The organism is Gluconobacter sp. (genome assembly GCF_047723935.1).
Lineage (GTDB): Bacteria > Pseudomonadota > Alphaproteobacteria > Acetobacterales > Acetobacteraceae > Gluconobacter.
Genome location: NZ_JBDOBO010000062.1, coordinates 1 through 13,090 on the forward strand (window position 1 = coordinate 1; position 13,090 = coordinate 13,090).

15 protein-coding genes are annotated in these 13,090 nt (G+C 56.8%); 5 read left to right on the plus strand and 10 right to left on the minus strand.

Going from position 1 to position 13,090, the window contains the following annotated elements; genetic code table 11:
- Nucleotides 1–18: 18 nt before the first annotated feature.
- Nucleotides 19–324, minus strand: coding sequence for a hypothetical protein (locus tag ABF979_RS13645; protein WP_415499322.1), 306 nt, complete (start codon nt 322–324; stop codon nt 19–21).
- A 118-nt stretch (nt 325–442) separates the two neighbouring features.
- The gene (locus ABF979_RS13650; protein WP_415499321.1) at nt 443–817 is read right to left on the minus strand and encodes a hypothetical protein; all 375 of its coding nucleotides are present in this window, start codon (nt 815–817) and stop codon (nt 443–445) included.
- A gap of 455 nt (nt 818–1,272) precedes the next feature.
- Here ABF979_RS13650 and ABF979_RS13655 point away from each other — a divergent pair, with 455 nt between their 5' ends.
- A complete protein-coding gene (locus ABF979_RS13655; RefSeq protein WP_415499320.1) occupies nt 1,273–1,899 on the plus strand; it encodes a hypothetical protein in 627 nt (208 codons plus the stop codon).
- A gap of 18 nt (nt 1,900–1,917) precedes the next feature.
- On the opposite strand, the gene ABF979_RS13660 is transcribed toward ABF979_RS13655, so the two are convergent.
- Both ABF979_RS13660 and ABF979_RS13665 read right to left on the minus strand, forming a co-directional pair.
- Complete coding sequence (locus ABF979_RS13660; protein WP_415499319.1) at nt 1,918–2,886, minus strand: Fic/DOC family protein; 969 nt, start codon at nt 2,884–2,886, stop codon at nt 1,918–1,920.
- A gap of 5 nt (nt 2,887–2,891) precedes the next feature.
- A complete protein-coding gene (locus ABF979_RS13665) occupies nt 2,892–3,107 on the minus strand; it encodes an antitoxin VbhA family protein (RefSeq protein ID WP_415499318.1) in 216 nt (71 codons plus the stop codon).
- Nucleotides 3,108–3,340: 233 nt separating this feature from the next.
- Here ABF979_RS13665 and ABF979_RS13670 point away from each other — a divergent pair, with 233 nt between their 5' ends.
- From ABF979_RS13670 to ABF979_RS13685, 4 genes are read left to right on the plus strand one after another with little or no spacing between them, the layout of a single operon-like run.
- The gene (locus ABF979_RS13670) at nt 3,341–4,129 is read left to right on the plus strand and encodes an ImuA family protein (protein ID WP_415499317.1); all 789 of its coding nucleotides are present in this window, start codon (nt 3,341–3,343) and stop codon (nt 4,127–4,129) included.
- Nucleotides 4,023–5,543, plus strand: a complete 1,521-nt coding sequence (locus ABF979_RS13675) for a DNA polymerase Y family protein (protein WP_415499316.1) — start codon at nt 4,023–4,025, stop codon at nt 5,541–5,543. The genes ABF979_RS13670 and ABF979_RS13675 overlap by 107 nt, the downstream gene beginning before the upstream one ends.
- On the plus strand, nt 5,543–5,794 hold the full coding sequence (locus ABF979_RS13680) for a hypothetical protein (protein ID WP_415499315.1): 252 nt from the start codon (nt 5,543–5,545) through the stop codon (nt 5,792–5,794). The genes ABF979_RS13675 and ABF979_RS13680 overlap by 1 nt, the downstream gene beginning before the upstream one ends.
- Entirely contained in the window at nt 5,787–8,942 is a 3,156-nt protein-coding gene (locus ABF979_RS13685; protein WP_415560416.1) for an error-prone DNA polymerase, read from the plus strand. The genes ABF979_RS13680 and ABF979_RS13685 overlap by 8 nt, the downstream gene beginning before the upstream one ends.
- A 4-nt stretch (nt 8,943–8,946) precedes the next feature.
- On the opposite strand, the gene ABF979_RS13690 is transcribed toward ABF979_RS13685, so the two are convergent.
- From ABF979_RS13690 to repC, 6 genes are all read right to left on the minus strand, one after another.
- Nucleotides 8,947–9,456: a MucR family transcriptional regulator gene (locus tag ABF979_RS13690; RefSeq protein WP_415499313.1), complete on the minus strand. Its 510-nt coding sequence runs from the start codon at nt 9,454–9,456 to the stop codon at nt 8,947–8,949.
- A 286-nt stretch (nt 9,457–9,742) separates the two neighbouring features.
- A complete protein-coding gene (locus ABF979_RS13695; RefSeq protein ID WP_415499312.1) occupies nt 9,743–9,970 on the minus strand; it encodes a hypothetical protein in 228 nt (75 codons plus the stop codon).
- Nucleotides 9,963–10,139: a hypothetical protein gene (locus tag ABF979_RS13700; protein ID WP_415560419.1), complete on the minus strand. Its 177-nt coding sequence runs from the start codon at nt 10,137–10,139 to the stop codon at nt 9,963–9,965. Before ABF979_RS13700 ends, ABF979_RS13695 begins: the two co-directional genes overlap by 8 nt.
- A gap of 23 nt (nt 10,140–10,162) precedes the next feature.
- Nucleotides 10,163–10,669 carry a hypothetical protein gene (locus ABF979_RS13705; protein WP_415499311.1) on the minus strand — a complete coding sequence of 169 codons (507 nt, stop codon included), beginning with the start codon at nt 10,667–10,669 and terminating at the stop codon, nt 10,163–10,165.
- Nucleotide 10,670: 1 nt separating this feature from the next.
- Nucleotides 10,671–11,021 (minus strand): hypothetical protein, encoded by a 351-nt coding sequence (locus ABF979_RS13710; protein WP_415499310.1) that lies wholly within the window; start codon nt 11,019–11,021, stop codon nt 10,671–10,673.
- A gap of 655 nt (nt 11,022–11,676) precedes the next feature.
- Nucleotides 11,677–13,005 carry a replication initiation protein RepC gene (gene repC, locus ABF979_RS13715; RefSeq protein WP_415499309.1) on the minus strand — a complete coding sequence of 443 codons (1,329 nt, stop codon included), beginning with the start codon at nt 13,003–13,005 and terminating at the stop codon, nt 11,677–11,679.
- Nucleotides 13,006–13,090 lie beyond the last annotated feature (85 nt).

Below are 13,090 nucleotides of genomic sequence, written 5' to 3' on the forward strand. Positions count from 1 at the left end.
CTTACGCTGAGAAAATTCTCATTCAAAAGTCACTCTTTTTATGGGGGGATTACCGTAGCCTCTGTCGCCGATGACTTCTTCTGTCTCATCGGGGAAGTCTGCCAGAAGTATGTCTGCGCCTCTGAAGTCACTAACCTGCCCGCACAGCAGAAATGTCCGGCTTAAACTTGGAGGTTTTTTCGAATCCTCCAAGTTTAAGGACGATCTGCAGGCATTCACTCGCTTGCTACTGGGCTCATCGTGCCGCCGACCGTGCACCTCTGCGGCTTGAATAGTAGACATGCTGGCAATCTTCTGAACTCGAATTGCGGCGAGTGCTTTCATGAATCACTCCTTTTAGGCAAACCGGCTCCGCCTTTGGAGTGTGGTAGGGACACCCTGCACCCGATACAGGACTGACGACATGCCCTTCATCAAACGTGTCGGCAGTATAATTTTATTATTATCTTGTTTTGTACCATGCATATGCAATTCCAACCGGTCCAAGAAATAGTGACATAGACCAAAGCAGAGCATTAACAATAAACTTTGCAGGAAATAGGAATAAAGCGGAAGTTATTAGTATTGTATTACCCAAAATAAAAGACTTAGTATTATCCCAAAGCATTTTTGAAAATGGGAACATCAATGTTATTATTGCCATATAAACAATCATAAATATCAAATGACTTATTTTTTGGAAAATACCATCATTGGTGTTAATTGCACCAAATATGAGGGCTAAAGACATTAGCAAAAAAAACATACAGCCTATTGCATAAGCCCGTTTTAAGTATTCTTTGTTGAAATAGCTATAAAGCCTATGAATATGATCCATTTTTCACTCCACAGAATGTTAAAATGCTGGCCTCTTAATATTTCATTTTATCGGTCTTGAAAACTATGCCAGATACTCAGAACTTTCACCGTTGAAACTGGGGGCGAAGAGTCCCTGTTTTGCCGTTCCAAGCCACTTGAATATCAATGGGTTATGAATCCATCAAGAATGAAACTACTGCGACAATTGACCAGAAAATTAAGGAGGACGGCACAAACTTTATCCTTTACTATGACATATTCTCCTCTGGTTTCCACGTATCTGAGAAACAGCTTTCCATAATCTTCAATGGGAATAAGGTCTGGCATCACTCCCTGTCGAATTCCGCAGTGAAAACACACGGCAGCATTGGTAGCTAATCTCAGGAATAAAAAACCCAGTCTGATGCCATCAGACTGGACCCTTCGTTCGAAATATAACTGTGAGGTAAAAGTGATTGCTGTCATAGCTGTGAGATGAGCGCAGATAATCCTATTCAGGTCGGTGCGGGATTATCCACCCCAGTCCGCCGCCTCGGTCGTGAAAAGCTGGCGGAACGGACGGTTGAGACGGTCATTCAGCTCACGCCGGATACTGAGACTGTTGCCGCAACACTCCGTGCCGCAGGTCTGCGCTTTTCCCGTAAAGCCGAGGCCGTCAGGCGGGAGGCTGCCCGTACCGTTCGGACCGAAGCAAGAGGCTTCGATTTTTCGATATTCGCAGATTTAGACGAACTCCAGGAACAGGCCCGGCTTTCCCTGCAGGAAGCGGTTGATACCTTTCTGCATCTTCTGGCACAGGCAGAGGATGAGCGGTTCCAGATCGATCAGATCACACAGAATACAACTGTGGAGCAAAGACTGAATGATCCGGCTTTCCGTGCCAGGCGGGAAACCGCAGGCAGAATTCTATACCAGGTCTGGCATGGGGGGCACTGGATAGCAGGTGCATGGGGGGCTTTTGGCAAGGTGTTTGATGCCTTCCGTAAAGCCAATCCAGCTCGTCCGGGTACCGTTGTCAGCAACGATACCGGGTCGGCTCGTCAGGATCTGGTCGCGCGTAAGATCATCTCGCTCAATGCCTGGAAAACCGCTGGGAGATAAGCGTAACTCGCGCAGTGATCAGTCTGGCTCTGGCCAGTCACGGGTCGGCCGCAGTGTGGGTGATAACTGGCGGTTACGGTGCACATCTGTCGAAGGCGACAGAAATTGATCACGTTGCTGGGCACCTGAGGAAGACTGTGAGGCTTCAAAGGCAACTAAGTTTCCCGGGGCAATATCTTTGCCATTTTGGGGAAGGTCTTTGGTCCATCCAACGTATAGGCCCTCACTGGATGCGAACAGAAATTCCTGGCTATTCTTTCCGATCAGTTGGCCTTCGTAAGCCTGACCCGGTGCCGTTGTCGCGATGAACCGTTCCTGCCACTCAACCGGACTTCCCTTTTTACGGGCGTTCTCCAAAAACGTAATGGCCCTTTGCAAGGCGGCACTGCGGATAGGATCAATGGCGTCGGATAGCATATGCTTCACGGATGCGGTGTTACCCAGTTCACCTGCGATCGACACCGCGATCATACGCTCGCGTGAAATAACCGAAAAGGAAAGCTCATGCCCGGCGTCTCTGGCGATCTTGCGCCAGAACAGGGTCTGCGTCCGGCCATTCCCTTCCCGGAAGGGATGAATATGATTCAGCGCTATGAAATGCGGCGTCAGCCGCTCGACAAAGAGGGCTAGGGAAAGATTTTTCAGATTGTCCTGTGCGGCAAGCCGTTCGAAAAGCTGCCCCAGTTCCAGCGTCAGCCGTGAAGGGTGTGAAAAAGTCGTGGCGTCATCACTCTGGATAAACGCCTGTTTCGAGAGGTTGACCTGCCTGAATTCGCCCGCCCACTCATACACATCCTGATAAAGATGCCGATGAATGGCTTTGAGAAAATCAACGCCCTGCCTGTCGGGATAACCAGTTCCACGGATTTCCAGTTCGCGGGCGGCAACATGAATGGCTTCCATTTCCGCAAGAAGCTGCGGATCATCGGTTATTCCAACTTTGTTGATTAAGGTGAGTCCATCGGACTGAAGATAAGGATCAGCCACCCGAGCTATGCTGCTCTGTTGGTTTTCTTATAACGGGGATCAGCCTGCAGTCGGGCCATGGCGCGCCGACGGATTTCGTCTGTCGTGATTTCTCCCCGCGCGTACGCTTCCATATCTGCCGCTGCCTCTGCAGGGATCGGCTGCCCTTCCCGGGCGGCACTGGCCAGAGCATCTTGAACGTCCTGCTGCCGGCGCATGATGTCTTCATGAGAGATTGTCATGATCGAGAGTTCCCCTGATTACAAATGGGATTTTACCATAAAAGCCTTACTTTGTCACCGATATTGCTGTCTGTGCGGGCTCCAAAACCATAAAAACCGAGTCACAAAAAACTGGCATTTCAGTTTTCTTTGCCAGATCAGACGGATAGCGACGCCGGACTTATGCGTGCGTCAAAAAGGCTTGCGTTCCCTTTTTGTTCCGGTGTAGCCATGAGGGGTAAAGGAGCGACCCCATGCACCAGAACAAGACTGATACGCTGGATCTTCTGTGCGAGAAAATTCGCCGGATGGAAGCCCCCCAACCCGCATCGGCCGAGCGGCTACCAACCGGGTTTGCGGCCATCGACACGCATCTGGACGGTGGTCTTGCACGAGGCTGCGTGCATGAGGTGTTCAGCGCCGGACGAGATAGTGTTTTCTCCTCCCGCTCAGCAGCCTTCGTCGCTCATGTGCTGGCCCGCACCACCGGGCCGGTGATCTGGGCCAGCGAGGATTACCCTGACCTGTCCGCCCCGGGCATCCGCCAGTCCGGTCTCAATCCCGGTCGCCTGCTCTGCGTCACCACCCGCAAGGGCGGTCTGGAAGCCCTCTGCGAGGACGTGCTGAACGAACGCGGGGTCTGTGCTCTGGTCGCGGATATTCGAACCCCGCTCTCTCTCACCCAGTCCCGCCGCCTCGTGCTGGCCGCCAGTCGAAGTCATGTCAGTGGCTTCCTGCTCTGTCGCACGGCGGGGGCTCAGAATGATCCGCCAGCCAGCGCCAGCATGACCCGCTGGCGAATCGGAGCCAGCCCCTCAACGCTACGCACCGACCTCTCCTCCTTTTCTCCGGTTGCCGGCGCAGAGCGCTGGGCTGTCGAACTGCTGCGGCATCGCGGTGGGCCGGGCGGCACCTGGATCATTACCCCGACACGCCATGACCCAACGTATTCTCTCCCTGTGGCTGCCCCTCTGGCCAATCGAGCGACACCAGAAACAGCAGCCATCCCATTCACGCACCGGACTGGCGCTCTACGCGCCTGAGCGTGGCCGACTTCTGGTGACAGCGGCAGATCCCATAGCCCTGCGACTGGGGATCTGCCGCGGGATGCCATTGGCACAGGCCCGGGCCATGCAACCGGAGCTGCACGTGGCACAGGCCCAGCCTGCCACCGATCAGGCCACACTGGAGACGCTCACCCTGTGGTGCCAGTGGCTGTCGCCCCTCACGGCCACAGATGGCACCGATGGTGTGTGGGTGGAGACCACTGGCTGTGATCATCTTTTTGGAGGCGAGGACCAGATGGCTGACCGCCTGCTTACCCGTCTTACAAAGGCCGGTTATTCTGCCCGGATCGCGATAGCAGATACAGCAGCCATGGCGGCGGCTGTCGCCCGCAGCAGCCACCGGTCCATCACCCTCATTCCCCCGGGAGGTCAGGAGAGTGTCCTGCGCGGACTGTCTCTGGCCAGTCTGCGACTTGAGCCTGAGACACTGGCAACCCTGCGCCGTCTGGGCCTTGTGCGTGTCGGCCAGCTTCTGGACATGCCCCGTGCTCCTCTGGCCCGCCGCTTCGGGCAGGCCCTGCCCGACCGGCTTGATCAGGCGATGGGACGGCTGCCTGAACCCCTCTCTTTCAGGATGGCGCCACAGTCCTTTCGCGCTTCCGGCACACTGGTTGAACCAATCAGCACGGCTCCGGCCATTGCCCGCGCTCTGGAAAAACTCGTGGCGGAACTGTCAGGCACCCTGAACCGGCGGGGGCACGGTGCACGCCAGCTGCAGGTGCAGTGCATGCGGGTCGATGGCACACTCCAGAACCTTCAGATTGGACTGTCGAACGCCAGTGCCGATCCTGTCCGCCTGAACCGGCTTCTGGCGGAGCGGATCGAAACCATCGAACCAGGCTTCGGGATTGAAGCCTTTACCCTCAGTGCGACAGAAACGACCCCACTGGATGCCCCGGCCAACCGGGACTGGCTGACGCCCACCACCGATCCCGCAGGTCTGCCTGCCCTCCTTGATCGCCTTGGGGGACGGGTCGGGATTCAAAGCCTCTCGCGCCTGCACGATGGAGCCAGCCAGTTTCCCGAACGTGAGCAGGCTTATACCGCGTGTGAGCGTGTGCAGAGTATGGGGGAACACTCCCCAGTCGGCCCTCATGGGCCTCGGCCTGCCCGGTTACTCCCCGCCCCAGCTCCCCTTACCGTTACGGCGTTCTGGCCGGACGGTGCCCCCAAAGCCTTCATCTGGAGGCGTGCCACTCATACCATTCGGGGGCTGATCGGCCCGGAACGGGTCTGGAGCGATTGGTGGCATGATCCTCAGGGGGGCTGCGCGCGCGATTACTGGGTAGCCGAGACGGTAGAGGGCGAACGCTTCTGGTTGTTCGTTGCTCATGATGGCACGGGTCCGGCTAAAGGGCGGTCCGTGTGGTTCCTGCACGGGGTTTTCTGATGCAGCGCCCGCCAGACCCTCCCGGCCTGCGTCCGGCCCGTACAGACGACATCGCCGATGCCCTTATGCACGCACTTTGCCATGACGGACGCCGCCGGGTGCATGATGCGGACGAGCTGATGGCCCGGCTGGTCGCTGAACGACTGGTCGCCCATCTTGAACGCTGTGGCTTTGTCCTGTGTCGTGCGCAGGATACGGGCAGCCACACGGCGTCGGCCCATCCCCATCCAGCCGAGGCCCGTCGTGAATAAGGGAGGCTATGTCGAACTGCAGGTGGCAACCTGTTTCTCGTTCCTTCGTGGCGCCAGCCACCCCGATGAGCTGATGCGACAAGCCAAAGCTCTGGGCTACACGATGCTGGGCGTTACGGATTACAATTCGGTAGTCGGACTGGTGCGTGCCCACGATGCGGCCTGCGAGCAGGGTATCCGCCTTATTCCGGGGGCACGGCTGGAACTGGAAGACGGAGCTGCCCTGCTGGCTTACCCGCGGGATCGGGATGGCTGGGCATCTCTGTGTCGATTGCTGACGTTAGGCGCACGGCGCGGTCCGCATGACGCGTTTCAGCTTCGCTGGCAGGATCTGGCGCGTGACGCGCGCAATCTGGTGCTGATCCTGCTGCCGACCGATGATCTGCGTCTGCCAGCCGACATGACGCGACTAGCAGAATTGGCCCGCCAGAAAGACGACGGCCCAGCCTATGTCGCGCTCACACGGCGTTTCGAGGCGCATGAGAGCGCACGGCTGGCATGGACGGCGCGGCTTTGTGTCCAAAATGGCGTGCGTCCCGTCGTTACGGGAGATGTGCTGTGGCATGATCCGTCCCGCCAGATTCTTCATGATGTGATGACGGCCATTCGTTGCCACCGCACTCTCGCAACACTGGGAGCGGAGCGTACCCGGCATCTCTCCCGACACCTGCGCGGCCCGAGCGAGATCCATGCCCTGTTCCCCGGTTATGAGGACGCTCTGGTGTGCAGCCAGGAGATCGCCGCCGCCTGCCAGTTTTCCCTTGAGGATCTGCGCTACCAATATCCCGATGAGACCGATGGCGGCAGCGAAACACCCCAGGACGCCTTGGAACGCCTCGTCAGGGCCGGGGTGCCCTACCGCTATCCAACCGGAACACCGGCCGATGTGCGCCAGCAGCTCGACCACGAACTGGCCCTGATCGCGCGTCTTGAATATGCGCCGTATTTCCTGACGGTGAATACCATTGTCGCCTATGCCCGTTCTCGCGGCATTTTATGCCAGGGCCGCGGTTCAGCCGCCAATTCTGCCGTGTGTTACGTGCTGGGGATCACTGCCATTGATCCCGTCCGCTCCGGTCTTCTGTTCGAACGCTTTGTTTCCGAAGAGCGGCAGGAGCCACCTGACATCGATGTGGATTTCGAAGCCGACCGTCGAGAGGAAGTCATCCAGTGGATATATCGGCGCTATGGTCGCTCTCACGCGGCCCTGTGCGCCACTCTGATGCGTTTCCAGCCTAAAGGGGCGCTGCGGGAAGTCGGCAGGGCATTCGGTCTGCCAGAGGATCTTCTGGGCCAGATGTCGAAACATCTGGCCAGTGTCCTGCACGACGAGGCCCTGCTTGCCGAGCGGCTGGCACAGATCGGCCTGTCTGCTGGCGACAGGCGACTTGGCATGGTCTTGCAGCTTGCCCGTCTGCTGGTGGGATTTCCGCGCCAGTATGGCACCCATCCCGGTGGGTTCGTGCTGACCGCTGACCGGCTCGACGAACTGGTGCCCGTGCGCCCCGCCGCCATGGCGGAACGCCAGACCCTGGTCTGGGACAAGGATGACATCGACCGGATGCGCATGATGAAGGTCGATGTGCTGGGGTTGGGCATGCTCGGCTGTCTGCGGCGCTGTTTTGAGCTCATCCACGCGCGCTACCACCGCATGCTCGACATGACAGCGATCCCGCCTGAAGACCTCGCGACCTACCAGATGATAGCCCGGGCCGATACGCTGGGGACGTTCCAGATCGAGAGCCGCGCGCAGATGGCGATGCTGCCGCGCACAAAGCCCGCTACGTTCTACGATCTTGTCGTGCAGGTGGCCATTGTGCGCCCCGGCCCCATCACCGGCGACATGGTGCATCCCTATTTACGGCGTAGGGCGGGAGAAGAAGCGCCAGACTGCCCGAGCCCTGCCCTGCAGCGTATACTGGGCAAGACACTCGGCATCCCGCTCTTTCAGGAGCAGGCGATGCAGGTGGCCGTGCATTGCGCGGGCTTTACGGGGGGCGAGGCGGATCAGCTCCGACGCTCGATGGGAACCTTCCGTTCCACGGGTGGCGTTCATCACATGAAAGAGCGGCTACTGAGCGGCATGATTGCCAACGGTTATGATCCCGCGTTCGCTGCGCGAATTTGGACACAACTTGAAGGCTTCGGCGCGTATGGGTTCCCCGAAAGCCATGCGGCGAGTTTTGCACTGATCGCGTATGCTTCGGCATGGCTCAAACGCCACTACCCGGATGTGTTCTGCACCGCCCTGCTCAACAGCCAGCCCATGGGATTTTATGCCCCGGCCCAGATCGTGCGCGATGCGCGCGAGCATGGTGTGGAAGTCCGGCCGGTGTGTATCAATGCTTCGCGGTGGGACTGCACATTAGAGATCACGCGCGATGGACTGCGACAGGCCGTTCGTCTGGGTTTCCGGTTGGTGTCGGGCCTGTCCTGTGATGCTATGGCCAGACTGATCCTCGCACGTGGAGCAGGTTACGACAGTCTGGAAGATGTCTGGAGGCGATCGGGCGTATCGCTCACCTTGCTGGAAAAACTGGCGGAAGCAGATGGCTTTCGGGCACTGGGTCTCGACAGGCGGCAGGCTCTGTGGACTCTCAAGGGCTTTGGCGCGGCCCCATTGCCATTATTCGAGGCTGCCGACCGGGGACGGAACTCGCCAACCCCAGAATTGTGGGAGCCAGAGCCGAACCTGCCCGAACTTGCACCAGGCAGCGCGGTCGTAGAAGACTATCATGCGACAGGGCTGAGCTTGCGTGCGCACCCGATCAGCTTCCTGCGCAACGCGCTTGCACGACAGGAAATTACGCCCATCTCCGATCTCGCGCAGGCTCGTGATGGCGCGTTCGTTAGGATTGCCGGGCTCGTGCTGATGCGCCAGCGGCCATCCACTGCAAATGGCGTTATGTTTATGACGATCGAAGATGAAACAGGCACAGCCAATCTGGTTTTCTGGAAAGATCGGATCACAGCTCAACGGGCCATTATCGTAGGATCAGGGTTCATTGGCGCTCATGGCCTCCTCCAGCGTGAGGGCGAAGTGATCCATGTTGTTGTGCGCTTTGTTGAAGACCTGCAACCGATGCTTTCCCGTTTGAGCGAAGCCAATGGACGTGATCTCGAAACCAGATCACGGGATTTCCGTTAGGTGCCTAGTCTTGCCGTTTACGTTTCCATTTGGATTTGGGTGGTGCAACCTTCAGCATAGGCGCTTGATTTGGGTCCTTCTTGCGCCGCACTGGCATTTCGCGTCCGTGATTCCGTTTATACTCATTGGCCGCGCATTTCTCAGAATACGCTTTTGGCACCATCGGATAATCTGGCGGCAGCCCCCATTTTTCCCGGTATTCGTCCGGTGTCATGTTGTATATCCGCCGTAGATGGCTCTTCAGGAGCTTCATGCGACGGCCATCTTCGAGACAAATAATATAATTATGGAAAACGGATTGATCTATTGGTACCGCCGGAATTTCCGGTTCCGGCTCCAGCTCCGGATGCTCCATAGGTACGTGTGCCTCTTCCAGAGCCGTATAAACCTGCTTGATCAACGCGGGAAGTTTGCTCGCATCCAGTGGGTTCCCGGCGAGAAATCCCTTAACGATCGTAGCCGTCATCCGTTTGAGTTCATCGGGGGGGGGGTGCTGGTCAGCGTTGATGGACATAAGTCGAAATATTCCCTGAGTATCTAGCGCTGAGCGCATGAGCAGAACGCAGGGTCTCTGGCAGGATTCCGTGGTTTTTGAAAGGCATCGCATCCGTGTCAGTCATGGATTTCTTCCATTTTAGCGTTATTCCGTCGCATAAGAAGGGACATACCCATTCTGGCCGGCCCCTTAATCACCGTAGGCTCCTGAGTCTTTACCAGATCAAACCCGAACGACGTGGCGTTCGTCCGGAGCTTTATGCACATGGGAACTTTCCAAGGGTTTTCGGTCGTTTTGGCATCGGTCATTGAATTTTCCCTTCATCTGCAACGGGCCATAGACGATATGCGTTTTTTAAAGATCGGAGTATGGCCGGTGTTGGTTTGGCTTTATGAAACCGCGCCACGGCTTCCCAAGCATCTCTCTCAGTGAGGGCAGATAGGTTCGTCACCACATCCGAAATTGTCCCATTGCAGACCCGATAGAGCGTGTATTCACTCATCGCCTGCCCGATCGCATTCTTGTCAGTCATCGTGCTTCTCCGGGGCCTCTTTTGCGAATGACATTCCGGTGCAGGTTGGCGCAACAATTACGCTATGTCGCTGAATCTCCGGTTCGATGAACCGGGAAGAGGGCACAGTGGAATCCGAACCAACCGTGTAGTCGCCCGTCGAGCTTTCGGTCGTATGATTTTCACCCATGAATTCCAACCGTTTTTGCGTCATCACCAAACCGTCAAGGGAATAAGGTGGGGCTCAGGGTGAAAAGTTAGTTCCAACATACCATTTCCTGCCCCGAGAGACACGAAGTTTACCCCCTTTTTCAACGTTATTGCGCGCTCCACAATGAATCCGTTGTGTTCACTTCCCTCAGTCAAATCGGGTGTCACAGTCAGGCTGAACGTGACTGGAACTTCTGTTTCTACTCGTTGCGAGTGGGTAAATAAAGTAAAGGACGTGTTGTCACCAAAGACCTTAAGGTGCCCATCAGGACCGACATGGTGTACAATCCCCCCACGGAACACAGCACTGTTTCCCTGATTATTACTGGCAAGATTCAGACGACCGACGAGGTCTGAACACGTTTGCTGTGCACGATTTTCTGGATCACAACGAAAATTAACGTCAATATAACTCGGGTTTTCACCGAGTATCTTGGTATGGAAATGACCTGAATCTACCTGACAACCACAAAGGATCAGGGAGCAGGCAACGGCAAGTTTTTTAAACATGTTAGAGACTTTCATAATCAGGGTGGCCGCCAAGTTCTTCAATGGCAGCAGACAGCATGCGGTCCGCCCACTTTCCCAGCAGGGCAGAAAGATGCTCGCAGTCGTTGGCGACATCGACTGGATCGCAGTTCAGAGCGCTCCAAAGTGCGCGTTTAAGCCAGTAAGAGGCGGTCGGGTCGTCGAGGACAGTTGCAATAACATTGCTTTCTGGGCAGGTCGCCAGTGCGATTGGAGCGTCCGATGCGCCGTCTAGAGGACCAGCCCTATCTAGATCGCTCGTTGCTTTGCGGCGCGGTAACGCTTCCTCCAGTCGAGTAGCCAGATCATCTGCCCGCCCGGCTAAATCCAGCATCTCGGGAAACCAATAAAGATCGCTGCGGTTGTCGCTTTTCAGTCATCTTGATCCCCAGAACCTGGTGCAGTTGGCTCGCTCCTATGACTGCGATTGACAAGCCGCGTGATCAGGAACATGCACGACCGCATCAACCGGTAAGCCCATAGCAACCACATCGGTATCGAAATTAAACCTAACAGAGCGAAGGCGCACAAAACGTAAAGCTGATGATCTGACTGGTGCGGATCAAGAATATGGTGACACAATGTGTCCGCCCGCCCTACATCCGCCGGAAGAAAGACGGGTCCGCCATCTGGGCCTCCACGGAAGCTCAGAGGTGATGGCCACGCTCGGCAAGCGGTTGTTAGATCACGTAACGCCACCGATACATCTGCCGGAACGGTTGCTGGACTTGTGGTGATAGATGCTGGCATAATCGTCTCCTCACACGGCTTGGCAGGCGATTTGCGGTGCCGCGTGGCCAGATGCGATCAGATTCCTGATGTTGGGCGAATATCCCATCGCATGAGAAACCTCCTTTCGTTGGCACCGAAATGCGCGGGCTGTTGTCTGTCGTATGTCCGGGGCTGGGTAGTCTGTGCGATCCTTGTGTCGTTTCCAAAAATTCATAAGGGCAGTCCTTTTAGGGAGCCGAACCATCCGGCCCTTTCCCTCATTGTATGCGCATCGGTTGTGACGCTGTTTTGCCCCGGTTGATCGAACGGATTGGCATTTGCGACACGTCCTGCGCCAGCGTGTCCTTCAGGGCGTAAAGGCTGCGGTCGAGATGGAGTGTCCCACGCACGCCACGCTCAACCAGCGCCCGGAAATACGCATCGGGGTGCCGGATATGTTCGCCCTGATCTTTCCTTGTCGCCATGACTATGACAGCGACAGCCGCCTCGAACCGGCCCAGAGCGGTGCAGCCGGTTTTCCACGACTGATAGCCAATGCCGATCTGACCGGAGAGCAGTTCGGCCGCATCTGTGAGCTGGGCACGATCGGGTGTCGCCGAAGCGCACAGATCCCGCAAGGCCGGGCACACGGTCAGGAAGAACGTGCTGGTGCCTGGGAAACCCCGTAGGATGGATGCCTCCAGCCCCTCGGATGGTTCTCGGTGAGACACCTGCCTCGCACACCGCATTGTCTCAATGCGATTGCGCCCTGTGGGCGCTACTACAACAACCTCTTTAGGTTTTTTGTTATTTCTTTTTGTATAATGGGTGCCAGATTGACCATCCATGGGTGCCGTTTTAGGGGTACACTGTGCAGTTTTTAACGACTTGCTGGCGCGGTTTTCCGCAGGTTTTTCCACAGGTTTCACACGCGCCCAGAGCGCTTTCATAGTGTCGTGGTAGCTGACCAGTGTGTCGATCAGGTCCGTACCACGCCGCAAGCGCATGATACGTGCGGCTTCCGAGGCTGTCGCCTCATCACCCTGCAGCTCGGCCGCCACACGCACCTGCTCATTCAGATCGGCAATTGCGTCACGCAGAAACGCCACTTCAGCGCGTTGACGTCGACCAATCTCAAGCTGGGCCTGTAGGTCCGGCCAGCGATAGCGCAGAGACGCCAGACTGAATCCAACCTGCGACATGCCGTCCTGTCCCTGCCAGCGCCGCCCCCGTTGGCCGTTCCGTCCATCACAGGGCACGATCATCCCCGCCTCGGCCAATTCTCTTACCGCTCGCCTCAAAGCCGTAAGCGACAGTCCCGTCCAGGACATTAGTGTCGCGTTATGAGCGTAGATAAAAGGGGTTGAGAGCAGCTCCCAACTCTCTGGCCGGGTTTTCTCGATCATCCGTTCCAGCAGCCCGCGTGCGCTGCGCGTCAATGGAAAAGAACGGGGCAAGGCCCTGATTGTATTCAGGACCGCATATTTATCCGGATAGTCCGGGGGAACATCGAGTAGTTCGTCACGCGCCTTCAGCATAGCGGGCGTGAGGGTGCGTTTTCCCCGTCTGCGGATCGGGCAGAGGTCATTATTGTGTGTCTGGGGCACAGCTCAAAAGTTCCAGTGCTATGGGTCATAACAGACCTCTCGGCACAGGCATCTGGACAAACCTTCCCCGTTCGCAATTTGCTTG